Annotated in this window: 19 protein-coding genes and 7 tRNA genes; 13 read left to right on the top strand and 13 right to left on the bottom strand. The window is 70.7% G+C overall.

The annotated features are described in order from the left end of the window. Together EST54_RS13715 and EST54_RS13705 are read right to left on the bottom strand one after the other, a co-directional pair. Positions 1-434, bottom strand: a 434-nt coding sequence (locus tag EST54_RS13715) for a hypothetical protein (RefSeq protein ID WP_129247873.1), incomplete at its 3' end; no start/stop codon positions are given. Positions 435-778: 344 nt separating this feature from the next. Beyond that, on the bottom strand, positions 779-1,129 hold the full coding sequence (locus EST54_RS13705) for a metallopeptidase family protein (protein WP_006604686.1): 351 nt from the start codon (positions 1,127-1,129) through the stop codon (positions 779-781). A 119-nt stretch (positions 1,130-1,248) separates the two neighbouring features. Between EST54_RS13705 and EST54_RS13700 the strand changes: the two genes are divergently transcribed. The 4 genes from EST54_RS13700 to EST54_RS13685 all read left to right on the top strand — a co-directional run bounded on the left by EST54_RS13700 (position 1,249) and on the right by EST54_RS13685 (position 3,284). Beyond that, positions 1,249-2,928, top strand: coding sequence for a metallophosphoesterase family protein (locus EST54_RS13700; protein ID WP_129247871.1), 1,680 nt, complete (start codon positions 1,249-1,251; stop codon positions 2,926-2,928). An 82-nt stretch (positions 2,929-3,010) separates the two neighbouring features. Continuing rightward, a tRNA-Glu gene (locus EST54_RS13695) sits at positions 3,011-3,083 on the top strand. 48 nt (positions 3,084-3,131) lie between these two features. Then, positions 3,132-3,206: transfer RNA gene (locus EST54_RS13690), tRNA-Asp, on the top strand. Positions 3,207-3,210: 4 nt separating this feature from the next. Continuing rightward, positions 3,211-3,284 (top strand) — tRNA-Phe (locus EST54_RS13685). Positions 3,285-3,328: 44 nt separating this feature from the next. On the opposite strand, the gene EST54_RS13680 is transcribed toward EST54_RS13685, so the two are convergent. Continuing rightward, the gene (locus EST54_RS13680) at positions 3,329-3,547 is read right to left on the bottom strand and encodes a hypothetical protein (protein ID WP_239013206.1); all 219 of its coding nucleotides are present in this window, start codon (positions 3,545-3,547) and stop codon (positions 3,329-3,331) included. Between the two features lie 141 nt (positions 3,548-3,688). On the opposite strand from EST54_RS13680, the gene hrpA reads away from it, so the two are divergent. From hrpA to EST54_RS13665, 3 genes are all read left to right on the top strand, one after another. Beyond that, complete coding sequence (gene hrpA / locus EST54_RS13675) at positions 3,689-7,798, top strand: ATP-dependent RNA helicase HrpA (protein WP_129247870.1); 4,110 nt, start codon at positions 3,689-3,691, stop codon at positions 7,796-7,798. A gap of 93 nt (positions 7,799-7,891) precedes the next feature. Next, positions 7,892-7,966, top strand: a tRNA-Asp gene (locus EST54_RS13670). A 324-nt stretch (positions 7,967-8,290) separates the two neighbouring features. Then, positions 8,291-8,524, top strand: coding sequence for a DUF6274 family protein (locus EST54_RS13665; protein ID WP_129247869.1), 234 nt, complete (start codon positions 8,291-8,293; stop codon positions 8,522-8,524). 511 nt (positions 8,525-9,035) lie between these two features. On the opposite strand, the gene bldC is transcribed toward EST54_RS13665, so the two are convergent. Continuing rightward, the gene (gene bldC, locus EST54_RS13660) at positions 9,036-9,242 is read right to left on the bottom strand and encodes a developmental transcriptional regulator BldC (RefSeq protein WP_003949541.1); all 207 of its coding nucleotides are present in this window, start codon (positions 9,240-9,242) and stop codon (positions 9,036-9,038) included. Positions 9,243-9,756: 514 nt separating this feature from the next. Further along, on the bottom strand, positions 9,757-10,593 hold the full coding sequence (locus EST54_RS13655; protein ID WP_129247868.1) for a hypothetical protein: 837 nt from the start codon (positions 10,591-10,593) through the stop codon (positions 9,757-9,759). A 197-nt stretch (positions 10,594-10,790) separates the two neighbouring features. Between EST54_RS13655 and EST54_RS13650 the strand changes: the two genes are divergently transcribed. Further along, on the top strand, positions 10,791-11,912 hold the full coding sequence (locus EST54_RS13650; RefSeq protein ID WP_129247867.1) for a Leu/Phe/Val dehydrogenase: 1,122 nt from the start codon (positions 10,791-10,793) through the stop codon (positions 11,910-11,912). Between the two features lie 315 nt (positions 11,913-12,227). After that, complete coding sequence (locus EST54_RS13645) at positions 12,228-12,473, top strand: DUF3073 domain-containing protein (RefSeq protein ID WP_129247866.1); 246 nt, start codon at positions 12,228-12,230, stop codon at positions 12,471-12,473. 177 nt (positions 12,474-12,650) lie between these two features. Here EST54_RS13645 and purM read toward each other — a convergent pair whose 3' ends face one another. The 6 genes from purM to purS form a co-directional block, all read right to left on the bottom strand. Further along, positions 12,651-13,721 (bottom strand): phosphoribosylformylglycinamidine cyclo-ligase, encoded by a 1,071-nt coding sequence (purM, locus tag EST54_RS13640; RefSeq protein WP_129247865.1) that lies wholly within the window; start codon positions 13,719-13,721, stop codon positions 12,651-12,653. 34 nt (positions 13,722-13,755) lie between these two features. Next, positions 13,756-15,315 (bottom strand): amidophosphoribosyltransferase, encoded by a 1,560-nt coding sequence (purF, locus tag EST54_RS13635; RefSeq protein ID WP_129247864.1) that lies wholly within the window; start codon positions 15,313-15,315, stop codon positions 13,756-13,758. Positions 15,316-15,626: 311 nt separating this feature from the next. After that, positions 15,627-16,424: a maleylpyruvate isomerase family mycothiol-dependent enzyme gene (locus EST54_RS13630; RefSeq protein ID WP_129247863.1), complete on the bottom strand. Its 798-nt coding sequence runs from the start codon at positions 16,422-16,424 to the stop codon at positions 15,627-15,629. Between the two features lie 286 nt (positions 16,425-16,710). Then, positions 16,711-18,960 carry a phosphoribosylformylglycinamidine synthase subunit PurL gene (gene purL / locus EST54_RS13625; protein ID WP_129247862.1) on the bottom strand — a complete coding sequence of 750 codons (2,250 nt, stop codon included), beginning with the start codon at positions 18,958-18,960 and terminating at the stop codon, positions 16,711-16,713. Then, positions 18,957-19,637 (bottom strand): phosphoribosylformylglycinamidine synthase subunit PurQ, encoded by a 681-nt coding sequence (gene purQ, locus EST54_RS13620; protein WP_129247861.1) that lies wholly within the window; start codon positions 19,635-19,637, stop codon positions 18,957-18,959. The genes purL and purQ overlap by 4 nt, the downstream gene beginning before the upstream one ends. Continuing rightward, complete coding sequence (purS, locus tag EST54_RS13615; protein WP_006604673.1) at positions 19,634-19,879, bottom strand: phosphoribosylformylglycinamidine synthase subunit PurS; 246 nt, start codon at positions 19,877-19,879, stop codon at positions 19,634-19,636. The genes purQ and purS overlap by 4 nt, the downstream gene beginning before the upstream one ends. Positions 19,880-20,179: 300 nt before the next feature. Here purS and EST54_RS13610 point away from each other — a divergent pair, with 300 nt between their 5' ends. From EST54_RS13610 to EST54_RS13595, 4 genes are all read left to right on the top strand, one after another. Continuing rightward, the gene (locus EST54_RS13610; RefSeq protein ID WP_026170169.1) at positions 20,180-20,500 is read left to right on the top strand and encodes a histone-like nucleoid-structuring protein Lsr2; all 321 of its coding nucleotides are present in this window, start codon (positions 20,180-20,182) and stop codon (positions 20,498-20,500) included. 119 nt (positions 20,501-20,619) lie between these two features. After that, positions 20,620-20,691 (top strand) — tRNA-Gly (locus EST54_RS13605). 74 nt (positions 20,692-20,765) lie between these two features. Continuing rightward, a tRNA-Gly gene (locus tag EST54_RS13600) sits at positions 20,766-20,838 on the top strand. 1,410 nt (positions 20,839-22,248) lie between these two features. After that, positions 22,249-22,321 (top strand) — tRNA-Gly (locus tag EST54_RS13595). A gap of 84 nt (positions 22,322-22,405) precedes the next feature. On the opposite strand, the gene EST54_RS13590 is transcribed toward EST54_RS13595, so the two are convergent. Both EST54_RS13590 and EST54_RS13585 read right to left on the bottom strand, forming a co-directional pair. Continuing rightward, positions 22,406-23,305 (bottom strand): phosphoribosylaminoimidazolesuccinocarboxamide synthase, encoded by a 900-nt coding sequence (locus EST54_RS13590; RefSeq protein WP_129247860.1) that lies wholly within the window; start codon positions 23,303-23,305, stop codon positions 22,406-22,408. A gap of 210 nt (positions 23,306-23,515) precedes the next feature. Further along, positions 23,516-24,997: a N,N-dimethylformamidase beta subunit family domain-containing protein gene (locus tag EST54_RS13585; protein WP_129247859.1), complete on the bottom strand. Its 1,482-nt coding sequence runs from the start codon at positions 24,995-24,997 to the stop codon at positions 23,516-23,518. Between the last annotated feature and the right edge of the window lie 195 nt (positions 24,998-25,192).

Raw genomic sequence — 25,192 nt, 5'->3', positions numbered from 1 at the left:
GGCGTGGCGGGGGTGGTCTGGGCCGGCGGAGTGGCCGGGCGGTCGGGGTGCGAGGGCGAGGGCTGGGCGTGCCCGGGACGGCCGCCGTGCCCGCCGCCATGGCCCGCTTCCGCGCCGGGCTCAGGGCCCGACGGCTGCACCGGACGGGACGGAGCGCCGGGCTCGGACGGTGTCGGTACCGCGCTCTGTGCGTCGTCGGCTTCCTTGTCGTCGCCGCCGGCCGGGTGCGCCGCGCCGCCGCGCCCCATCCGCCGCGGACCGCCGCCGCGGCCGTCGACGGACACCCCGCCGGGGCCGTGCGCCCCGTCCTTCGCGTCGTGCCGCGCCGTACTGCCGGACGGTTTCGGCTGTTCCGGATCGCTCACGCTCATGCAGCCGGCCAACGAGAAGGCCAGCGCGGAGACGGTCACGGCCGCGGCGGCACGGGAGCGCATCCGGCCCGTCGGGGGGCGGGTGGCGGGGGCAGGGGCAAGGGTTGTGGACGACGACGGGGACGGTGTCGGCATCGGGGACGAGTGGTGGTAAGGGCTCGGGCGCACGGCGGGACCTCCGGATCCGGAGCGCAGGGACAGCGGCACGGACGCCCTGCCCAACTCCCGCCGCCCGCCCGAGGACACGCGCGACACCCGGCGGATCGCGCCGGGTGCGCCTCCGGGGACGCCCCGGCAGCCCGCCGGCCCACCGGAAGGCCGGAGCCGCGACGCTCCCCCAGCTACCGCTGGGAGGTGCCCCCGGACACGGCACCTCGCCGCGGCCTTTCCGACCCTGAGGACATGCCCTAGCCGTACCCGAGCGCGTGCAACCGCTCGTCGTCGATCCCGAAGTGGTGCGCGATCTCATGAACGACCGTCACCTCGGTCTCCGCGACCACGTCCTCGCGGGTGTCGCACATCCGCAGCGTCGGCCCCCGGTAGACGGTGATCCGGTCCGGCAGCACACCGGCGTACCACTCCCCGCGGTCGGTCAGCGGCGTCCCCTCGTACAACCCGAGCAGCCCGGGGTCGTCCGCCGGGGGTTCGTCCTCGACGAAGACCGCCACGTTGTCCATCAGCCGGGTCAGCTCCGGCGGGATCCGGTCCAGCGCCTCGGCGACCAGTTCCTCGAACTCCTCGCGCGTCATTTCCAGCACACCACCATTCTCCGCCACCCGGCCCCCCACCGATCGTCGCGGACCGCCCGCCGCACCGCAGCCCAACCGGAAGCCGCCGCTCCTCGCTTAACGGCGCCGCGGTGGGGCATACGGGACCAATGGCCCGCGCCGCGCGCTCCCGGACACCGCACCCCGACCGCTCGCAACGCCCCCCGCACCGGCTGCTGCCCACCGTTTCCGACGGCGTACGCGCACTGCCCGCAGCCGTCCGCAGCGCCTACCGCTCCCGCCGTACGGCCCCCACCGCCACCCTGCCCGACGGCGCTCCGCGCCGCCCCGTGCGCTCCGCCCTCGGCCTGATGGCCGTCACCGTCCTCGGTGCCTGGCTGGGACTGCTCCTGATCGGCAGCCTCCGCGTCCCGGTCGGCCCGATGGACACCAGCATGGCGCTGCGCCCCTCCCTGACCGGCGGCACCAGGATCACCGTTGCGCCGCTCGGCGACCTGGAACTGAGCAGCCACTACGCACCCGTCCGGCTGGATGTCGACGTCGACCGGCTGGACCCGATCCGCTCCCAGGCGCTGGTCGACCACCCCGAGCGGTTCGCCGGCCTGCAGGACGAGGTCACCCGTGACGTCACCCACGGCGCCCTGCGGCTGGCGCTGCACTCCTGCGTCGCCGTGGCGTCCGGCGCCACCGCGCTGAGCCTGGCCGTGCACCGCCGCCCGCGCCGCGCACTGGCCGCCGGCGGCCTGGCGCTCACCCTGCTCGCCGCCTGTGCGGGCACCGCGTACGCCACCTGGAACCCCCGGTCCGTACTGGAACCGAAGTTCTCCGGACTGCTCTCCTCGGCCCCGTCCGTGGTCGGCAACGCCCGCAGCATCGTCAGCGAATTCCACGTCTACCAGAAGGAGTTGGCGCGGCTGGTGACCAACGTCACCAAGCTCTACGACGCCACGTCGACGCTGCCCGCGTACCAGCCGGACCCCACCACCCTCCGCGTCCTGCACGTCTCGGACATCCACCTCAATCCCGGCAGCTGGGGGATCATCGCCTCCCTGGTGAAGCAGTACCGGATCAACGTGATCGTCGACACCGGCGACACCATGGACCACGGCTCGGCCGCCGAGAACCACTTCCTGGACCCGGCCTCCTCCCTCGGCGCCCCGTACGTCTGGGTGCGCGGCAACCACGACTCGCGCACCACGCAGCGGTATCTGACCCACCGCAAGCACGTCACGGTCCTCGACAACGGCGACGTCACCCGGATCGCCGGCGTACGGATCGCGGGCATCGGCGACCCGCAGTTCACCCCGGACCGCTCCGTGGTGGCGGCCGGCGACCCCGCCGAGCGCACCGCCGGCGGCCGGCTCGCCGGCGCGCTGCGCACCCAGCGGCTGGCCGGCACCCCCGTCGACATCGCGCTGGCCCACAACCCCGTCGCCGCGACCGAGGCGGACGGCCTGGCGCCGCTCGCCCTGGCCGGCCACCTCCACCACCGGGAGAACACCACGCTCCCCCAAGGCACCCGGCTGATGGTCGAGGGCTCCACGGGCGGCGGCGGGCTGCGCGCGGTGCAGAACAAAAAGCCCGCGCCGGTCCAGACGTCGGTGCTCTATCTGGACCGGAAGACCAAACGGCTGCAGGCGTGGGACGAGATCACCCTGGGCGGCCTGGGCCTGTCCCGGGCCGAGGTCAGCCGCCATCTCCCCCGCGAGAACCGGCCCGGCGCCACGCCGTCGCCCTCCCCTCCGCTTCACTCCACCGGCCCGCCGTCCGGCCCCTCGGCAGGCCCCCTTTCCCGCCCGGCCAGGAGCTCTTCCGACGGCACCGGGTAAACCGTTTTGGCGAACGGTCCTCCCATCCCATATGCTTCTCACGTCCCCGACGGCGCCGGTAACGACGCCAAGGTGGCCACCAGCCCTCATCGTCTAGTGGCCCAGGACGCCGCCCTTTCAAGGCGGTAGCACGGGTTCGAATCCCGTTGGGGGCACGCATCACCGTGTGGGAGACTGGTTCACGCCGGTTTCGCACAATGCAAGGTCCTGTGGAGCAGTTTGGAGTGCTCGCCACCCTGTCAAGGTGGAGGCCGCGGGTTCAAATCCCGTCAGGACCGCTGCGGCTGGGTAGCTCAGTTGGTACGAGCGATCGCCTGAAAAGCGATAGGTCGCCGGTTCGACCCCGGCCCCAGCCACACCTTTTGGAAGTGGGCCCCGATTCCTCGAATCGGGGCCCACTTCATTTCCGCCCGGCCCCGCCGCGTTCGCTCGACGGCTGCCAGAAGATCAGCCGGGCACCACCGCTGATCACCGCCGTCGCCCCCAGGCCCAGCGCCATCCGCAGCAGCCGCACGTCTCCGTCCCAGTCGTGCGGCGCGCCGAAGACGAGCCAGGCGGCGAAGGCGATACCGGCGGCCATCAGGGCCGCGCCGGCCACTCGTCGTAATCCGTTGTCCATGCGGTCATCCTCACGCACCCGCGAAGGCGCCGGAAACCCGTTTTTGCGGCGGCCCGCGCGCCGGCCCGCGGGCGGTGGGCCGCCCCTGCGCGGGCAAATGGTTCGCCAGTCGTTTACGCGAGGTGAGATCCTGGGGGACGTATGTCCAGTCAGCCTGCCTCCGCCCTGCCCGACGGCACCGCTCCCACCCTGCCCGAGCTGCTGAAGCGTCTTCCCGAGCTGATGCTGCGCGATCAGCAGCGGCTGGGGCGCCGGCTCGACGGCGCGCGCCGGATCCGTAAGCCCGAAGCCCGGGCGGCCGTGCTCGCCGAGATCGCCGGCGGTGTCGACGAGGCGGAGCTGCGGGTGGCCCAGCGCCGCGCCGCGGTGCCCGGGATCACGTACCCCGAAGAGCTGCCGGTCAGCCAGAAGAAGGACGAGATCCTCGCCGCGATCCGCGACCACCAGGTCGTGATCGTCGCCGGTGAGACCGGCTCCGGCAAGACGACGCAGATCCCCAAGATCTGCCTGGAGCTCGGCCGGGGCGTCCGGGGCCTGATCGGGCACACCCAGCCGCGCCGGATCGCGGCCCGTACGGTCGCCGAGCGGGTGGCCGAGGAGCTGAAGACCCCGCTGGGTGAGGCGGTCGGCTGGAAGGTCCGCTTCACCGATCAGGTCGGCGGCGACACCCTGGTCAAGCTGATGACGGACGGCATTCTGCTCGCCGAGATCCAGACGGACCGGGAGCTGCGCCAGTACGACACGATCATCATCGACGAGGCGCACGAGCGCAGCCTCAACATCGACTTCATTCTCGGCTATCTGGCCCAGCTGCTGCCCCGGCGTCCGGACCTCAAGGTCGTGATCACCTCCGCGACCATCGACCCGGAGCGGTTCGCGCGGCACTTCGGTACCTTCGCCGCCGTGCAGGCGTCGGACCGGCCGGGCGCCGCGCAGGCCCCGGGCGCCGCGGAGGCTGCCGGGGACGGCGCCGGGGCGACGCCGAGTGCGCCGGTCGTCGAGGTCTCCGGCCGTACGTATCCGGTGGAGGTGCGCTACCGCCCGCTGCTGGAGGAGGGCGGCCAGGACGCCGACCGCGACCAGATCACCGCGATCTGCGACGCCGTGGACGAGCTGCGGGCCGAGGGGCCCGGCGACATCCTGGTCTTTCTCTCCGGCGAGCGGGAGATCCGCGACACCGCGGACGCGCTCAACAAGGCGCTCAACCGGGCGGGCGGCCACGTCGCCGACAGCACCGAGGTCCTCCCCCTGTACGCGCGGCTGTCGCACGCCGAGCAGCACCGCGTCTTCCAGCGGCACACGGGCAGACGCATCGTGCTGGCCACGAACGTCGCCGAGACCTCGCTGACCGTCCCCGGCATCCGGTACGTCATCGACCCGGGTATGGCCCGGATCTCCCGCTACAGCTATCGCACCAAGGTCCAGCGGCTGCCCATCGAGCCGATCTCGCAGGCCAGCGCCAATCAGCGCAAGGGCCGCTGCGGCCGTACCAGCGACGGCATCTGCATCCGTCTCTACTCCGAGGACGACTTCCTCTCCCGCCCCGAGTTCACGGACGCGGAGATCCTCCGTACCAATCTCGCCTCCGTCATCCTGCAGATGACCGCGGCCGGCCTCGGTGACATCGAGAAGTTCCCCTTCATCGACCCGCCGGACCGCCGCAACATCAAGGACGGCGTCGATCTGCTCAGCGAGCTCGGCGCGCTCGACACCCAGCAGAAGGACCCCAAGAAGCGGCTGACGCCGATGGGCCGCAAGCTCGCCCAGCTGCCGGTCGACCCGCGGCTGGCGCGGATGGTGCTGGAGGCGGACCGCAACGGCTGCGTCCGCGAAGTCATGGTCATCGCGGCGGCGCTGTCCATCCAGGACCCGCGCGAGCGGCCCGCCGACAAGCAGCAGCAGGCCGATCAGCAGCACGCCCGTTTCAAGGACGAGAGCTCCGACTTCCTCGCGTTCCTCAACCTCTGGCGCTATGTCCGCGAGCAGCAGCGGGAGCTGTCCTCCTCCGCCTTCCGCCGGATGTGCCGCGGCGAGTTCCTGAACTACCTGCGGATACGCGAGTGGCAGGACATCTACTCCCAGCTGCGGTCGGTCGCCAAGACCATGGGCATCCACCTCAGCGAGGAGGACGCGGCGCCGGACCACATCCACACCTCCCTGCTTTCCGGTTTGCTTTCGCATATCGGCCTCAAGGACACCGACGCCAAGAACGAGTATCTGGGCGCCCGCAGCGCCAAGTTCGCGGTGTTCCCCGGCTCCGCGCTCTTCAAGAAGGCGCCGCGCTGGGTGATGTCGGCGGAGCTGGTCGAGACGTCCCGCCTGTGGGCGCGGGTGAACGCGAAGATCGAGCCGGAATGGATCGAACCGCTCGCCCAGCATCTGGTGAAGCGCGCCTACAGCGAGCCGCACTGGGAACAGAAGATGGCCGCGGTGATGGCCTACGAGCGGGTGACGCTCTACGGCGTCCCGATCGTCGCCCAGCGCAAGATCGCCTACGGCCGGATCGACCCGGAGACCTCGCGCGATCTGTTCATCCGCAACGCCCTGGTCGAGGGCGACTGGCGCACCCACCACCAGTTCTTCCATGACAACCGCAAACTCCTCGGCGAGGTCGAGGAGTTGGAGCACCGCGCCCGGCGCCGCGACATCCTCGTGGACGACGAGACGCTCTTCGACTTCTACGACCAGCGCCTCCCGGCCGATGTGGTCTCCGGGGCGCACTTCGACGCCTGGTGGAAGAAGAAGCACCGGGAAGAGCCGGAGCTGCTGAACTTCGAGCACTCGATGCTCATCAACGAATCCGCCGAGGCCGTCACGAAGGACGACTATCCGGATTCCTGGCGGCAGGGAAAGCTGAAGTTCAAGGTCACCTACCAGTTCGAGCCGGGCGCGGACGCGGACGGCGTGACCGTCCACATCCCCCTCCAGGTCCTCAACCAGGTCTCCGCCGAGGGCTTCGACTGGCAGATCCCGGGCCTGCGCGAGCAGTTGGTGACGGAGCTGATCCGGTCGCTGCCCAAGCCGATCCGGCGCAACTACGTCCCCGCGCCGAACTTCGCGGCCCGCTTCCTGGACTCCACCGTCCCCTTGCAGGGCGCCCTGACGACCTCTCTGGCGGCCGGTCTCCAGCGCATGGTGGGCGTACCGGTCGAGGCCGCGGACTTCGACACCGGCAAGGTTCCCGACCACCTCAAGATCACCTTCCGGGTGGTCGACGAGCGGCGCCGCAAGCTCGCCGAGGCCAAGGACCTGGAGGCGCTGCGACTGAAGCTCAAGCCGAAGACCCGGGCGGCCATCTCCAAGGCCTTCGAGCAGGCCGCCGAGCGGCCCGCCGGGGACCGCACGGGCGGCGCGGGCGACGGCCGGCCGGCCGGCCCCGAGCAGCGCACCGGCCTGACGTCCTGGACGATCGGCACGCTGCCCCGCACCTTCGAGACCCGCCGCGCGGGCCAGCCGCTCAAGGCGTACCCGGCGCTGGTGGACGAGGGCAGCAGCGTCGCCGTACGCCTCTTCGACACCGAGGCCGAGCAGCTCACCGCCATGTGGGCGGGCACCCGCCGGCTCATCCTGCTCAACATCCCCACCAACCCGGCCAAGTTCGCCCAGGACAAGCTGAGCAATCAGCAGAAGCTGGCGCTGTCCCGTAATCCGCACGGCTCCATCGCGGCGCTCTTCGAGGACTGCGTGACGGCCGCCGCCGACCGCCTGATCGCGGCCCGGGGCGGCCCGGCGTGGGACGAGGAGTCCTTCCGGAAGCTCTTCGACGCGGTCCGCGCCGACCTGGTGGACGTCACCCTGAGGACCATCCAGCAGGTGCAGGAGGTGCTGGCCGCCTGGCAGGCCTGCGAGCGCCGGCTGAAGGAGACGACCTTCCCCTCCCTGCTGCCGTCGCTCACGGACATCAAGGAGCAGCTGGCGGCGCTGATCAGACCGGGCTTCGTGACGGCGCACGGCGCCAAGCGGCTGCCGGACCTGATGCGCTATCTGGTGGCCGCCGACCGCCGTCTGCAGCAGCTGCCCACCAACGCCGAGCGGGACCGCACCCGCATGGCGAAGGTGAAGGAGATGCAGGACGAATACGCCTGGCTGCTGGAGCAGTTCCCGCAGGGCCGCCCGGTGCCGGCGGCGGCCCGGGAGATCCGCTGGATGATCGAGGAGCTCCGGGTGAGCTACTTCGCCCACGCCCTGGGGACCGCGTATCCGGTCTCCGACAAGCGCATCGTGAAGGCGGTGGACGCCGCCGCGCCGTAGGAACCAGGGCCACCGGTATCGAGTTCGACCGCACCCCCTGACCTGCTGTACAGTCTTGCTTCGCAGCCCGCCGCAAGCGGAAAGCACACGCAAGGTCCTGTGGAGCAGTTTGGAGTGCTCGCCACCCTGTCAAGGTGGAGGCCGCGGGTTCAAATCCCGTCAGGACCGCATTTTGACGGCCCGCACCTCTCCGGTGCGGGCCGTTCTGCTGTCCGGCCCCGACCGCGGGCCCCGTCGCGCCGACCGCCCTCGGACACAGCACATTCCGTCAGGAGCCCCCTCCGCGGCCCGCGTCGCCGTCCGGCCCCCGCACCCTTCGGACCGCGGGCCGTACCTCCGTCCACCTCTCCCGGGACACGAGCCGTAGTACTGCCTCCGCTCCCTCCCCCCCGCCCGATGCGCTCCGTAGCCGGTTTGCGGCCCGCTGTATTGACGGCGGCACGTACCGCCGGTACCCACGGAGGAAGGGTGCGGGGCAGGGAGGGGTCTGTGATGAGCACAGCGGTACGGCACGAGACCAGGGCGCTGCTGCGGGCCCACCTGGCAGCCGCCACGGGCTACCGCCATCTGACGCGGCACTGCCCCATCTGCCACCAGCTGCTACGGCTCGCCATGGAGCCGCACACGGGCCGCTCCGGGCCTCCGGCGCCCGGGTCCGCCCCCGAACCGTCCCCGGCCCCGTGCGAGCCGCCGGCAGCCGAGGACGAAAGTCCCGCGGCCCGGTGACCAATTGCCGCGCGCCTCAGCGGCCGCGCACTGACAGGCTGTGAAGCGTGGCGGGTGCCGTTCTCTATCGCAGCGGACGTATCGCCTTCAAGCGCCGCGTAGTGTGACGGGTGTCACCGAACAAGTTTGGCGAGATGCGGAACTTACCACCGCCCTACAACCAGTCAATTTAATATATGCAATTGCACCACCCGGGAACGGGTCCGGAACGGGGACGCCAAGTCCGCACGGAAAGGCCCTCACAGGACCCGCGAAGGCACCCTGACCGGCATCCGGGAGGGCGCCGGCGCCAGGCTGGCCCGAGCGCCCTGACGGGCCCTGGAGCGGGCGCAGGCAAAAAAATCGCGCTGGACCCGGCGGAGTCCAGCGCGATCGATGACGTACCCAGGTGGAGCGGGTGTGGGGCCCGTTGGGGCAGGCGCCGCGTCATATGGAGCTATGTGAAGCGTGGTGGTGCAAAGTAGGCATTTTCGGGTTGGGGGCCCCGAAAACGACCTGGTTATGCGGTTATTCAGGCCTCGCTGCGCTGCTGCGGAATGCCCGCGAGCAGTGCGCGGACCTCAGCCTCGCGGTAACGCCGGTGTCCACCGAGCGTACGGATGGACGTGAGCTTGCCTGCCTTGGCCCAGCGGGTCACCGTCTTCGGGTCCACACGGAACATCGTGGCGACCTCGGCGGGGGTAAGCAGCGGCTCGGCGTCAGGGGTGCGAGCGGTCATGAGCGGCCTCCTCGGGAGAACCGAACCATCACGGTTCTTTCCTCTAAATTCTGCACCTTGACCCACGTTGCCCGAAATGGCGGACGCGGGCCGAGTCGGTTATAGGACGAACGGCTTGTCCTCGGCACTACAACTACACCATCTGTCCAGCCACGTCGGCCAAACCGATGGAATTGCCCTCTCAGGTGTTCAACCTCGGCGGATGCCGATGGACCGTGCCATAGCGGACAGTCACACGACCGTGACGATCAGTCACAACGTGCTCAGCCGCCACGAGACCCCTCAAGGAACGCAATACCGATCTATCCGCCCTTAGTTGGACGGAAGGAGCCCAGGTCGGGCTCCTTGTCCTATTTTGGCACGAGGGTATGGCTTGGGAGCAAGACCCGAAGTCAGTGCTTTAGGTCACGCTTGCGGCAATCGCCCGGATAAGGACCTACGTCCTTTACCGCCCCACCACCGGAAAGCGTACGCAGCGCTTCCGCACCGTGAACCTCTGGACGTCCGCCGGCCCTCAGCTGGAGAACTGCCGCTCGCGCACCGCCCGCCACCGCTGAGAGAGTTTCTCGTACGCGGCACCGGCCCGCTCACCGTCCCCGTCGCGCAACGCCGCCAGCCCCTCCGCCACCTCGGCGGCGGAACGGTCCTCGGCGAGCTGCCCCTCGGGCACCGCGTGCACCAGCCCTCCGTAGTCCAGCTCCACGAGCGAACGCGGGTGGAACTCTTCGAGCCAGCGCCCCACATCTACCAGGCCCTCGATCAGCGGCCCCTCTTCCAGCGCGTCCCGCAGCGTACGCAGCGCCCGCGCGACCCGGCGTCTGGCCTGCACCATCGGCGTCCGGTAACGCATCACAGGCGCCTGGTCACTCTTCGCGTACTCCCGCTCGCCGTCGTCGAAGAGCACGAACCAGCGGACCGGGACGTGCCAGGTCGCCCCGCGGATCCAGGGCCGGGCGTCCGGGTTGCGCTCGCGCCACCGCTCGTAGTCGGTGGCCGCCTGGAGCCGGACCACCGGGGGCAGCGCAGCATCCAGCACCGACGCCGGCAACAGCTCGGTCAGCTCCTCCAGGGCCTGCCAGCCACGCAGCCGGGTGCGCCACGGGCACACGCACGTCACCTCGTCCACGACGGCGACGAAGGCGTCCGCGCTCTCGTGGACCGGCACCGGCACCGGCGGGGTCGGCAGCAGATCGGCCAGTGCCCGGCGCTGCTCGTCCTGGGCGGTCGGGGTGTCCTCCCGCTTGGCATAGCGCGCCCAGTGGGAGCGTTCCGGCTCGGGGAATGCAGCCAGCGGCTCATAGACCCGTAGATATGCCATGTACGGGACCTTCACCGACGACGCCAGGGCCACGCCCGCTCCTTCAAAGGGGGAGTCCGCCGCCGGGAGCTCCCGAAGGCCCCCGCCGGCCTGCGATACGACCAGATCGTCCCACGCCCGTCCCCCGGGAGAGGGTGATCCTCGGCACCCGACGGATCAACCGGCCCGGCAGGTCTTACGCTCTTGTCAACCGGCCCTCTCCACCCCCACGAGGGCATCCCTCGCGACCTATGGGAGTCACCACAGTGACTGACGTACGTCCGGCCCCCGCCGGCACCGACGGCGGCGTTCTGCACACCCTGTTCCGAACGGAGCAGGGGGGCCATGAGCAGGTCGTTCTCTGCCAGGACCGCGCCAGCGGCCTCAAAGCCGTGATCGCCATCCACAGCACCGCTCTGGGCCCCGCCCTCGGCGGCACCCGCTTCCATGCCTACGCCTCCGAGGAGGAGGCCGTGCTGGACGCCCTCAACCTGTCGCGCGGCATGTCCTACAAGAACGCCCTCGCCGGGCTGGACCACGGCGGCGGCAAGGCCGTGATCATCGGTGACCCCGATCTGGTCAAGACCGAGGAACTCCTGCTCGCCTACGGCCGGTTCGTGGCCTCCCTCGGGGGCCGCTACGTCACGGCCTGCGACGTCGGCACCTACGTCGCCGACATGGACGTCGTGGCCCGGACGAACAAGTGGACCACCGGCCGCTCCCCCGCCAACGGCGGCGCCGGCGACTCCTCCGTCCTGACCGCCTACGGCGTCTTCCAGGGCATGCGCGCCTCGGCCCAGCACGCCTGGGGCGATCCGACGCTGCGCGGCCGCAAGGTGGGCATCGCGGGCGTCGGCAAGGTCGGCCACCTCCTGGTGGAGCACCTCCTCCAGGACGGTGCCGAGGTCGTGATCACGGACGTGCGCAGCGACTGCGTCGACCGGGTGCGCGCCGCGCATCCGCAGGTCACCGCCGTCGCCGACACCGTGGAACTGATCCGCACCGAGGGGCTGGACGTCTATGCGCCGTGCGCGCTGGGCGGTGCGCTCAGCGATGAGTCGGTGCCGGTGCTGACCGCGACGGTGGTGTGCGGTGCCGCCAACAACCAGCTCGCGCACCCCGGCGTCGAGAAGGACCTGTCCGACCGCGGCATCCTCTACGCCCCCGATTACGTCGTGAACTCCGGCGGCGTCATCCAGGTGGCCGACGAGCTGCACGGCTTCGACTTCGACCGCTGCAAGACCAAGGCGGCGAAGATTTTCGACACCACGCTCGCGATATTCGCGCGTGCGAAGGCCGACGGCATTCCGCCCGCCGCGGCCGCCGACCGTCTGGCCGAGCAGCGGATGGCGGAGGCGCGGCGGCGCGCCTGACCGAGCAGGAACGGCCGGGACGGCCGGAAAGACAGCCTTGCGCGGCCCGCCGCGGGCGGTCGGGGGAGACATCCCTCACCACCCGTCGGCGGGTCGCCGGACAGGACAGGTTAAAATCGCAGTTGACCAGCGGGGACGGGGCGCCTTGCAGGTCGTGCCGAGCGGCGGGTGATGCGGGCGACGTACCGTATGGCCGCGGAAGCAGGTACCGTTAAAGCCCTACGGGCCGGTCTCTCTGTCGAGAGCCCGCTCTGATCCATGAACGCGTGTCAAGACTCTGGGGCCATCGAGCCCCGTCATTGAGGGGGTCGACCCATGGGGCGCGGCCGGGCCAAGGCCAAGCAGACAAAGGTCGCCCGCCAGCTGAAGTACAGCAGCGGTGGGACGGATCTCTCACGACTGGCCGACGAGCTGGGTGCATCACCGTCGAACCAGCAGCCTCCGAACGCAGAGCCGTTCGAGGATGACGAGGACGACGACCCGTACGCACGGTACGCAGAGCTGTACAACGACGACGATGAGGACGAGGGCGACTCGTCCGAGCAGCGTCGGCGCGCCTGACGCTCTGCGCTCGCGGCACCCGCTACAGCATCGCGGACCCGGTCCTGGGCATTGCCCGGACCGGGTTCTGTGCTGCCCGGATGACGGCGGGTGGGACGTCCGCTGCGCACCGTATGACGACGGGTGCGGGCGCCGCACCGGTGGTTGCCGGTGCGGGCGCCGGCCCGGTCGGGCTGCTCAGCTCGCGTAGTCACCGGTCAAGGTCACTGCTTCTGCGTGGTCACCGCGGTCGACGATCTCGCCGCTGACCCAGGCGTCCACCCCGCGGTCGGCGAGCGTGGTCAGGGCGGCCTGCACCGACTCCTGCGGGACGACGGCGATCATGCCGACGCCCATGTTCAGGGTCTTCTCCAGCTCCAGGCGCTCGACCGCACCGGCCGAGCCGACCAGGTCGAAGACCGGGCCCGGCGTCCAGGTGCCGCGGTCGACCGTGGCGTGCAGACCGTCCGGGATCACGCGGGCGAGGTTGTTGGCGAGGCCGCCGCCGGTGATGTGCGAGAAGGCGTGCACCTCGGTCGTGCGGGTCAGCGCCAGACAGTCCAGCGAGTAGATCTTGGTGGGCTCCAGGAGCTCCTCGCCGAGCGTGCGGCCGAACTCCGGGATCTCCCGGTCCAGGGGCATTCCCGCTCGGTCGAACAGGACGTGGCGGACCAGCGAGTACCCGTTCGAGTGAAGCCCGGAGGACGCCATGGCGATCACCGCGTCGCCCGTACGGATGCGATCCGCGCCCAGGACCCGGTCGGCCTCGACGACGCCCGTGCCGGCGCCGGCGACATCGAACTCGTCCGCACCCAGCAGCCCCGGGTGCTCCGCGGTCTCGCCGCCGACCAGCGCGCAGCCGGCGAGCACACAGCCCTCGGCGATGCCCTTGACGATCGCGGCGACCCGCTCGGGGTAGACCTTGCCGACGCAGATGTAGTCGGTCATGAACAGCGGTTCGGCGCCGCAGACGACCAGGTCGTCGACGACCATGCCGACGAGGTCGTGGCCGATGCTGTCGTAGACGCCCATCTTGCGGGCGATGTCGACCTTGGTGCCGACGCCGTCGGTCGCCGAGGCGAGCAGCGGGCGCTCGTACCGCTTCAGGACGGAGGCGTCGAAGAGGCCGGCGAAACCGCCCAGGCCGCCGACGACCTCGGGGCGGGTGGCCTTCTTCACCCACTCCTTCATGAGGTCCACGGCGCGATCGCCGGCTTCGATGTCGACGCCCGCGGCTGCGTAGCTGGCACCGGAGGATTCAGCGGACATGGCTGAGAACTTTCCTGTCGTGTGTGGACGAGCTCTACGGGCGACGCAGCGCGTCGGCGCCGCCGACCCCGGCGGTGAGCGTCTGGACGCCGTCCACATCGGACTTCGTCCGGCTCGCGGTCTCCGATTCCAGGAGGTGCTTGCCCAGCAGATCCGGGTCGGGCAGCTCCATCGGGTACTCGCCGTCGAAGCAGGCGCGGCACAGATTCGGCTTGGCGATCGTGGTCGCCTCGATCATGCCGTCGATGGAGATGTACGCGAGGGAGTCGGCGCCCAGGGACTTGCCGATCTCCTCGACCGACAGCCCGTTGGCGATCAGCTCGGCGCGGGTGGCGAAGTCGATGCCGAAGAAGCACGGCCACTTGATCGGCGGGGAGGAGATCCGGATGTGGACCTCGGCCGCGCCGGCCTCGCGGAGCATCCGTACGAGCGCGCGCTGGGTGTTGCCGCGGACGATCGAGTCGTCGACGACCACCAGGCGCTTGCCGCGGATGACTTCCTTGAGGGGGTTGAGCTTGAGGCGGATGCCGAGCTGGCGGATGGTCTGCGAGGGCTGGATGAAGGTCCGGCCGACGTAGGAGTTCTTGACCAGGCCCGAGCCGTAGGGGATGCCGCTGGCCTCGGCGTACCCGACGGCGGCCGGGGTGCCGGACTCCGGAGTCGCTATCACCAGGTCGGCGTCGGCGGGTGCCTCGGCGGCGAGCTTGCGGCCCATCTCCACCCGGGAGAGGTACACGTTGCGGCCGGCGATGTCGGTGTCCGGGCGGGCGAGGTAGACGTACTCGAAGACACAGCCCTTGGGGCGGGCCTCGGCGAAGCGGCTGCTGCGCAGGCCGTTCTCGTCGATGGCGACCATCTCGCCGGGCTCGATCTCGCGGATGAAGCTGGCGCCGCAGATGTCCAGGGCGGCGGTCTCCGAGGCCACCACCCAGCCGCGCTCCAGGCGGCCCAGGACCAGCGGGCGGATGCCCTGCGGGTCGCGGGCGGCGTAGAGCGTGTGCTCGTCCATGAAGCAGAGCGAGAAGGCGCCCATGACCTTCGGCAGGACGCGCGGGGCGGCCTCCTCGACGGTCAGCGGCTTGCCGTCCTCGCCGACCTGGCCGGCCAGCAGGGCCGTCACCAGGTCGGTGTCGTTGGTGGCCGCGACCTGCGTCGCCCGGCCGCCCTCACGGGGCAGCGCGGCGACAAGGTCCGCCAGCTCGGCGGTGTTGACCAGGTTGCCGTTGTGGCCGAGCGCGATGGAGCCGTGCGCGGTGGCACGGAACGTCGGCTGGGCGTTCTCCCACACCGAGGCACCGGTGGTGGAGTAGCGGGCATGGCCCACGGCGATGTGGCCCTGGAGGGAGCCGAGCGAAGTCTCGTCGAAGACCTGGGAAACCAGGCCCATGTCCTTGAAAACGAGGATCTGGGAGCCGTTGCTCACCGCGATGCCCGCGGACTCCTGTCCACGGTGCTGCAGCGCATACAGCCCGAAATAGGTGAGTTTGGCGACCTCTTCACCCGGAGCCCAGACACCGAAGACGCCGCAAGCGTCCTGGGGGCCCTTCTCACCGGGGAGCAGGTCGTGGCTGAGTCGTCCGTCACCACGTGGCACGGCACCGAGTCTAGGGCAGGTCGCGGATTCATCCGAACCGGGGATGGCTCGGGATCTGGACGAGTGCATGAACCAGGGGCCGCCCGCCTTGACGTGCCCACGCCTCGCAGGGGGCGGCCCGCCGCCCCGGCGCCCCCCGGATCCCTTGGCTCACCTGGTGCCCGGCCGGGGCGCGGGACGCGGAGCGACGGCCGGGTGGATCACGCGGCCGCGGGGGCGCGGCCCGCTCCGTGTGAGATGCGCGACGCCCCGCGGCCGCCGCCGCTGCGGGCGCCGGACCATCACCCCCGTCCGGTGCCGAGCCCGCCCCGTCAGCTCAGCAGGGGCAGATATCCACCGATGTCGGACCGCTCGCCGCTGGCGCTGACGGTCGCCGCGTCCCGCGCCTCGGCCCAGGACGTACGGCCGGTGGCGAGCCGGATCCAGGTCAGCGGGTCGGTCTCGACGACGTTCGGCGGGGTGCCGCGGGTGTGCTTGGGGCCCGCCACGCACTGCACCACGGCGAACGGCGGAATCCGCAGCTCCACCGACCCGCCGGGCGCCCGGTCCGCCAGGACGTCGGCCAGCAGGCGGGTGGTGGCGGCCAGCGCCTGGCGGTCGAGGGGGATCTCCCGGCCGGTCGCCGCCGCCAGGTCGTCGGAGTGCACGACGAGTTCGACACAGCGGGTGACCAGGATGTCGGCCAGCGTCATCGCGCCGGGCCGGGAGGGCAGCGGCCGGTCGTCCGGCTCCGGCAGGACGACCTCGGCGAACTCCGCCGCGGTGCGCGCCAGCAGCTCCACGGGATCGTGGGCGGCGGCCAGCGCGCGGGTGCGCTCGTCGATGTCCGAGGCGAGCGGGGCGGCCGCGGACGGCCACTCCAGCAGGGTGGCCGCCGCCCGCGGCGGAACCGGCTGCGCCAGGCTGCGCGCCACGCTGCCGAGCGTCAACGACAGATGCGCCACCAGCTCGCGCACCGTCCAGTCGCCGAGCCGGGTCGGCAGCGCCAATTGGCCGGGCGCCAGCGCGCTTACGGCCTCCTGGACGTGAGCGAGCTGGGCCGTGACGGCTGCACGGGTCTTCTTCGGGTCGTACCGGCGCGGGCGCGGCTTCCGGGCGGCGGGGGGCATGTGCGTCACCCTACGAGGCGCCACTGACAGTCGCCCCGGGATTCCGGCGGCGGGCGCGTACGCACCCGTACCGGGTGTCCAACCCCTCGTGATCCCGGGCGGGTTCGGTGCCGGGCGACCGGCAGGTCGGGCAGCCGGACGGCACGCGCGCGGCGCCGGCCGGGTGCGCCATGACGTCAGCGGTCCCTCGGTGCCGGTACGGGGAAACGCCGACGGCCCCTCCCCGTAGTGGGGACGGGCCGTCGGGACCGTCAGTGGGGACGCGATGCGCCGCCCGGGCTCCGGCTCAGGCGATGAGGCCCGGGATCGTCGCCTCGTGGGCCTCCTTCAGCTCGCTCAGCGGGATGCTGAACTGGCCCTGGATGTCGATCTCTTCGCCGTCGACCACACCGATCCGGGTGGCCGGCAGCCCCCGCGCACCGCACATGTCGGTGAAGCGGAGCTCCTCGCTGCGCGGGACGGCCACGACCGCACGGCCCGCCGACTCGGAGAACAGCAGGACGAAGGGGTCCAGACCGTCCGGAACCACCACGCGGGCGCCCTTGCCGCCGCGCAGGCACGACTCCACCAGGGCCTGGATCAGCCCGCCGTCGGAGAGGTCGTGCGCGGCGTCGATCATGCCGTCGCGGGAGGCGGAGATCAGTACCTCGGCCAGCAGCCGCTCGCGCTCCAGATCGACCCGCGGCGGCAGACCGCCGAGGTGCTCGTGCACGACCTGCGACCAGGCCGAACCGCCCAGCTCCTCGCGGGTGTCCCCGAGGAGGTAGAGCAGCTGACCCTCCTCCGCGAAGCCGATCGGCGTACGGCGGTTCACATCGTCGATCACGCCCAGCACCGCGACGACCGGGGTCGGGTGGATCGCCACCTCGCCGGTCTGGTTGTAGAGCGAGACGTTGCCGCCGGTGACCGGCGTGCCCAGGGTCTGGCAGGCGTCCGCGAGACCACGGGTGGCCTCGGCGAACTGCCACATCACCGCCGGGTCCTCGGGCGAGCCGAAGTTCAGGCAGTCGGAGACCGCCAGCGGCTTGGCCCCGGACGCGGCGACGTTGCGGTACGCCTCGGCCAGCGCCAGCTGGGCACCCGCGTACGGGTCGAGCTTGGCGTAGCGGCCGTTGCCGTCCGTGGCGAGCGCGACACCGAGGTTGGTGTCCTCGTCGATCCGGACCATGCCGGAGTCCTCCGGCTGCGCCAGGACGGTGTTGCCCTGCACGAACCGGTCGTACTGGTCGGTGATCCACGCCTTGGAGGCCTGGTTGGGCGAGGCCACCAGCTTCAGGACCTGCGCGCGCAGCTCCTCGGCGTTCGCCGGGCGGGCCAGCGCGGCGGCGTCGTCTGCCTGGAGGGCGTCCTGCCAGTCGGGGCGCGCGTAGGGGCGCTGGTAGACCGGGCCCTCGTGCGCGACGGTGCGCGGCGGCACGTCCACGATCTGCTCGCCGTGCCAGAAGATCTCCAGCTGCGAGCCCTCGGTCACCTCACCGATGACGGTGGCGATGACGTCCCACTTCTCGCAGATCTCCAGGAAGCGGTCGACCTTGCCGGGCTCGACGATCGCGCACATCCGCTCCTGCGACTCGCTCATGAGGATTTCCTCGGGCGAGAGGGAGGAGTCACGCAGCGGGACGGTGTCCAGCTCGACGCGCATACCGCCGCTGCCGGCGCTGGCCAGCTCGCTGGTCGCACAGGACAGCCCGGCGCCGCCGAGGTCCTGGATACCGGCGACCAGCTCCTCCTTGAAGATCTCCAGGGTGCACTCGATGAGCAGCTTCTCCTGGAAGGGGTCACCGACCTGGACGGCGGGGCGCTTGGCGGGCTTGGAGTCGTCGAAGGTCTCGGACGCCAGGACCGAGACGCCGCCGATGCCGTCGCCGCCGGTGCGGGCGCCGTAGAGGATGACCTTGTTGCCGGTGCCGGAGGCCTTGGCGAGGTGGATGTCCTCGTGCTTCATCACGCCGATGCAGCCGGCGTTGACCAGCGGGTTGCCCTGGTAGCAGGCGTCGAAGACGACCTCGCCGCCGATGTTGGGCAGGCCCAGGCAGTTGCCGTAGCCACCGATGCCCGCGACCACGCCCGGCAGCACGCGCTTGGTATCGGGGTGGTCGGCGGCGCCGAACCGCAGCGGGTCGACGACGGCGACGGGGCGGGCGCCCATGGCGAGGATGTCGCGGACGATGCCGCCGACGCCGGTGGCCGCGCCCTGGTAGGGCTCGATGTACGAGGGGTGGTTGTGGGACTCCACCTTGAACGTGACGGCGTAGCCCTGGCCGACGTCGACGACACCGGCGTTCTCGCCGATGCCGACGAGCAGTGCGTCGTTCTCGGGGGCCTTCTCGCCGAACTGCTTCAGATGGACCTTGCTGCTCTTGTAGGAGCAGTGCTCGGACCACATGACCGAGTACATGGCGAGTTCGGCGCCGGTGGGACGGCGGCCGAGGATCTCCCGGATGCGCTGGTACTCGTCCTGCTTCAGGCCGAGCTCGGCCCACGGCTGGTCGGTGTCCGGCGTCTCGGCTGCGTGCTTGACGGTGTCGAGAGTCATACGTTGACCAGCTTCTTCAGGATCGAGGTGAAGAATCCGAGGCCGTCGGTACGGCCCGTACCGATCAGCGGCTCCACGGCGTGCTCGGGGTGCGGCATGAGGCCGACGACATTGCCCGCCTCATTGGTGATGCCGGCGATGTCGCGGAGCGAGCCGTTGGGGTTGCCGTCCAGGTAGCGGAAGGCGACCCGGCCCTCGGCCTCCAGCATGTCGAGCGTCCGCTCGTCGGCGACGTACCGGCCGTCGATGTTCTTCAGCGGAATGCTGATCTCCTGCCCGGACGAGTAGTCCGCGGTCCAGGAAGTCTCCGCGTTCTCCACCCGCAGCTTCTGATCACGGCAGATGAAGTGCAGATGGTTGTTGCGCAGCATGGCGCCGGGCAGCAGGTGGGTCTCGGTGAGCACCTGGAAGCCGTTGCAGATACCGAGGACCGGCATACCGGCCTTCGCCTGCGCGATCACGGTCTCCATCACCGGCGAGAAACGGGAGATGGCCCCGGCCCGCAGATAGTCCCCGTAGGAGAAACCGCCGGGCAGCACCACGGCGTCGACCTGCTTGAGGTCCTTGTCGCGGTGCCACAGCGGCACCGGTTCGGCCCCGGCGACGCGGACCGCGCGCTGGGTGTCGCGGTCGTCGAGCGTGCCGGGGAAGGTGATGACCCCGATCCGCGAGGTCATGAGTCGACCCGCACGGTGAAGTCTTCGATGACGGTGTTGGCGAGGAAGGTCTCGGCCATCTCATGGATGCGAGCGAGGGCGGCGTCGTCGACCGGACCCTCCACCTCAAGTTCGAAACGCTTGCCCTGACGGACGTCGGCGATCCCCTCGAAGCCCAGGCGTGGCAGTGCGCGCTGCACCGCCTGCCCCTGCGGGTCGAGGATCTCCGGCTTGAGCATGACGTCGACTACGACGCGTGCCACTGGCACTCCCGGTGGTGTGGTGCGTAAGGCGGTGTCCTCACAGTACCGTGTTCGAAAATCTACGCGCATAGATATGCGGCAGGCCCGATCACGGTCCGGTATCGACAGGAGTGCGGCTCAGGAAAAATTCTCGAAAAGATCCGGGGTCCGGATTGCGGGAAGACACGCTGACAAAATTAACTGGGCTTCACAATGCAATGCCCATCGCTGTACAAATGAAAAAGCATTGATCCCAATCAGCCGGATCCGGAGCATCACCCCATGTCAACAAGGGGTCGCTCCACGAAAGGACCGATATCCGTGGCGCAGCGCGTAGTAGTAACGCTCTCCGATGACATCGACGGAGGAGAAGCCGCAGAGACGGTCGCCTTCGGATTGGACGGGAAGTCGTACGAGATCGACCTCAATCCCGCCAATGCGAAGAAACTGCGCGGCGCCCTCGCTCCGTTCGTCGAGGCCGGCCGCAAGCGGGCCAAGTCCGGCAAGGCCTACCACCGCACCGCGGTGACCCCCGACCCCGCGGCCGTCCGCGCCTGGGCCCGCTCGAACCAGATGGACGTCCCGCCGCGCGGGCGGATCCCGAAGAAGGTGTACGAGGCCTTCAACGCCGCCAATCACTAACCGACTTAGCGGCGTCCCCCGGCCCGGGCACAGCCGACTTGCACAGCACCCCTACTGATCAGCTAGAGTCTGGAACACGCCGAGGGGCGAGGCCGACAGGCCGGACCTCACGGAGTCACGCGGGTGTAGCTCAGTAGTAGAGCGCCCCCTTTCCAAGGGGGAGGCGCAGTGTGCAATCCCTGTCACCCGCTCTGACGGCTCGACCGGTCCAATGGATCAGGTAGAGTAGCCGTCGCGCCGCTCGGTGAAAGCCGAGTGGATGCCTGCGGACGTAGCTCAGTTGGTAGAGCGCAACCTTGCCAAGGTTGAGGTCGCGAGTTCGAGCCTCGTCGTCCGCTCAGAATAAGAAGGCCCCGGTCATCATGACCGGGGCCTTCTTCATTTCCCTGGATCCACTCAGGCGCTCCGGCACTTCGGTCACTTCCCGCACTCCCGACACGGGCAACTGACATTTGTCCCCGGCTGTGGTGACGGGCAGGCAGCACGGACCGGAACCGTGATCCGGTGAAACGCCGGACGCATGAACATCGGGGAGAAAACCCCCGCGAGCGGCGCCGGAAGCGCCCATTCCAGGGGCGATGTGATGGACATCACCGGTGTTTGCAGACGCTATGCCGCCGGCCGTCCGCTGCCCGGACGGCCGGCGGCAGCGGAGCGGGCCCGGCGGCCGGAGCCGTTCGAACGGCCGGCAGGGCCATGAGGCCGGGCGTGGGATCGGTTTCTCCGTCGGCTGCGACAGGGTGGCGAGGCTCTCGGCTTCCCGGGGCGGGAAGGGGATTTCCTCCGGTTTTCAAAGGGGCCGGGGAAGACATCGGGGGAAGTACGGGACGCCGCACGGGCAATGCAGCGGCGAAAAACCCGGCAGTAACCGGGAGTGCGCCCGTCTGCTGCCCCTGGGGCGGGCCGAGTTGGCGCTTCCGGGCCGCGACAAGTCCGCGCCGGACACTTCGCCGGTTATCCAGGTAGCCGGAGCGCTCGCGGGAAAGGGGCAGTTGGCGGAATGGACCTGGCCCGCACCGGACTGTCGGCCGAAACGATGCCGCACGGCGTCCTGGTCTTTGCCCTCCACTCCCTTCACCGATGCCTATGCCGCACGGCGTGCGGAAATGGCGTCCCAGCGGCTGCACACCGCTGAGTGACCCGATCGGAAATCCTGACCGGCACCGCGGCGCTCCTGCCCGTGCTGCCAGGGCGGGCACGGTGCGCCAGGGGGCTCGGGTGCACGTACCGGAGGTGGCGGTGCCGGATCTGCAGAGGCGGGCGCGGACGGTGCGGACGGTGTGGTGTGGCGGTGGCCACATCGCCGCGGAGTGAGGTGTCGGGCTGCCGGGCGGTGATCGTGACGAGCCACGGGCGGCCGGGGCATCCGAAGCGGGCGCTGGAGGCGGCGGTGCGGGCTTCGCGCCGACGACGGTGCCGGTGCTGTGACCGGCCGGGATCATCCGCGCCGTATGCGCCGGAAGCCGTTGTGCGGGCCCGGAGTTGGTGACGGGCGCTGGGGGCTCGTCGCCGGGCGCCCGGGAGGCCGGACCGGGGGATGCAACGGTGGCCGGGGTGCCGGTCACGGAGATCGCCCGGTGGGCGTCGACGGCGCCGGGGGCGGTTCGGGAGCGCCGCTCGGCAGTGGCCGCGAAGCCCGGCGCGGAGAACTGCCGTGCGGCGGCGCGGCTCGCCCGCCGGCGAGGTTGGCTATAGTGGTCTCCGCACCGCGCGGCGGCGACTGATTCCAGGAGCCTTGTGCGGGGCATGCGGACGTAGCTCAGTTGGTAGAGCGCAACCTTGCCAAGGTTGAGGTCGCGAGTTCGAGCCTCGTCGTCCGCTCAGCAGGGGAAGACCCCGGTCGGTAGAGATATCGGCCGGGGTCTTTTCGTGCGCCCGGGCCCTCGGGGCCCGGGCCGGGAAGAGCTACGACCAGGAAAGGCCCGTGAGGCGTTCGTAAGCCTCGGCGTACTTGGCGCGGGTGCGCTCGACGATCTCGGGCGGGAGGGCCGGCGGCGGCAGCTCGCCCGTACGGTCCCAGTCCGCGGCGGGGGAGGTCAGCCAATCGCGGACGAACTGCTTGTCGAACGACGGCTGGGCACGGCCCGGCTGCCACAGATCGGCCGGCCAGAAGCGCGAGGAGTCGGGCGTCAGGACCTCGTCGGCCAGGGTCAGCCGCTCCCCGTCGAAGCCGAACTCGAACTTCGTGTCGGCCAGGATGACGCCGCGTTCACGGGCGATGTCGCGGGCCCGGCCGTAGACGGCGAGGGTCGTTGACCGCAGGTCGGCGGCGACCTCGGCACCGACCTGGTCGGCGACCTCCTCGTAGGAGACGTTCTCGTCGTGGTCGCCCACGGCGGCCTTGGTGGCCGGGGTGAAGATCGGGGCCGGCAGCTCGGAGCCGTCGACGAGACCCTCGGGGAGGGCCAGGCCGCAGACCGTACGGGTCTGCCGGTATTCGGCCAGGCCGGAGCCGGTGAGGTAGCCGCGGGCCACGCACTCGACGGGGACCATGTCCAGCGACTTGCAGACCAGGGTGCGGCCCGCCCAGTCGGCGGGGGCGCCGGCCGGGACGTCGGTGGACAGGACATGGTTCGGGGCCAGGTCGGTGAGCTGCTCGAACCACCACAGGGACAGCTGGGTGAGGATGCGGCCCTTGTCGGGGATCTCGGTGGGCAGCACCCAGTCGTAGACGGAGGTGCGGTCGCTGGCGACCATGACCAGCTCGCCGGCGGCGTTGCGGTAGAGGTCGCGCACCTTCCCGGTGTGGAGGTGGGTGAGCCCGGGGACCTCCACCGGCTCAGGCTTTTCTACAAAACCGGGCACGCTTCCTCCGCGTAGGTTGATCCAGGAATCCCCTCGATTCTCCCTCACCCGGGGCGGTGCTGACGGGCGGGGGCCGGATGCGCCCGGCGGCGGTGATCGTCGCCCGCCGGAGCGGATGCCCCGGCGAGGGATCGGCACAGGGACGGTCACAAGGGTGCGGGCTCGCGTTGCGGGGTACGGCAACGTTTCTGCCGGCGTGGGCTGCCTGGTTCAGTCGCGTTTGCAGATGCGGTCGAGGAGGTTGGCGGTGGCGCGCTGGATGCGCTGGTCTACATGGCCGGGGCGGTCGAGGGCGGGGGACCAGGCGAAGGTGCCGGAGGCGAAGACCCAGGCGCCGCTGGGGGCGCGGTAGAGGGAGGTCTCCTGATGGCGGCGGGCGCCTTCGCTGTCGCGGTACGGGGAGTGGGCGAGCAGGATGCGTTCGCTGTGGTCGGGGAGGCTGGTGCGGGGGAAGTAGCGGTCGGCTTCCCCGGCGACCAGGCCGGGCAGTTCGTCGCCCTCATGGGCTCCGGTGGCCTCCCACAGCCAGTGCGCGCCGTTGCGGACGACCAGGGGCGCCGGCTCGGGGACCCGTCCGGCGTACTGAATACCCATCAGCCGCTGCTCGGGGTCGCCCAGCTCGCGCCAGAGCGCGGGACGGCCCGGGCCCTGCCGCTTGCGGCACTGGAGCAGCGAATCCGGGCCCGAGGGCGACGGGGAGAGCTCGACCTGCCAGTACATGGTGTTGGCGGACAGGAAGACGAGGGAGGTGCCGGTGTCGCGGGCGCTCTCGACCGTGCGGCGCATGGGCACCGACCAGTATTCGTCGTGGCCGGGGAAGACCAGGCCGCGGTAGCGGGACGGGTCGACCCGGCCGGCGTGCAGATCACGGGCGTCGGCGTAGGCGAGGTCGTAGCCGTAGCGCTCCGCCCAGCGGATGAAGTCGTAGGCGTGGCCGACATGGAGGGGCAGTCCGGCGCCGGCGTAGGGGCGGTTGAAGGAGACGGTGGTGGCGGCGTCCCGCTCGCCGAGCAGCGCGCCCTGCTCGTCCCAGGCGTGGTAGAGGCTGGCGCCGGTGCGGCCGTCCTCCGGGTAGAGGTTGTAGGCCTGCCAGGTGATGTCGGGCAGCAGCAGAAGGAGGTCGGCGGGCTGGTTGTCGCGGACCGTGAAGGGGATGTGGGAGCGGTAGCGGCCGTCGGCGGTGGTGAGCACGGCGACATAGGCGCCGAGGTTCCAGTACGTGGGGACCTGGAGGCGCCAGGACAGCCACCAGTGGTGGCAGGAGACCGTGCGCTCGACCGCCATCGGGGGCGGCTGGACGATGCCGGCCAGGCGGGGGCTGGTGGTGACCTTGTGGGCGCCGGTGCCGCCGTAGTGGCCGATGCGGTAGATGTCGATGCTGAACGGCTGGGGCGGATCGACCGAGACCCGGAAGTCGATGGCCTCCCCGGGAGCCACCGCGCCGGTGCCGGCGAAACCTTTGATCTGGCGGTGGACGTCATCGGCGGTGCGCGGGCCGTTGTGCTTGTGGGGTGCGGGTTCGCGCAGATCGCCCTGGGCAACGGCGGGGTCGACGTACCAGGGAATGATGCGGCCGGATTCGAAGTACGTCTCACTGCCGCGCAGCCAGGGCAGCGGGCCCTGTCCGAACGGGTCCGTGACCGCGTGCGCCAGCGCGCCCGATTCCCAGCGCCTGATCTGATCCGTCGCCACCTTCCACTCCCCTCCCGCATCCCCCGTCGGCCCGGGCCGACGGTCCGGTGCTGCGCCCGGCTGGGCGGACCCGGCCGGCCATCCCCCAGCACATCACATTACGCACTCACTTCGTCACCCTTCGTCGTGAATTTAGAGGGCACTGCCCCCGAAATGCGAACTGGAAGGGAACATTCAGCCGGTGGGGCGAGCGGC

The sequence above is a fragment of the Streptomyces sioyaensis genome, assembly GCF_004122735.1.
Taxonomy (GTDB): Bacteria; Actinomycetota; Actinomycetes; order Streptomycetales; family Streptomycetaceae; genus Streptomyces; species Streptomyces sioyaensis.
The sequence above is the reverse complement of the archived record's forward strand: the minus strand, read 5'-3'. Positions and strand labels throughout refer to the sequence as shown.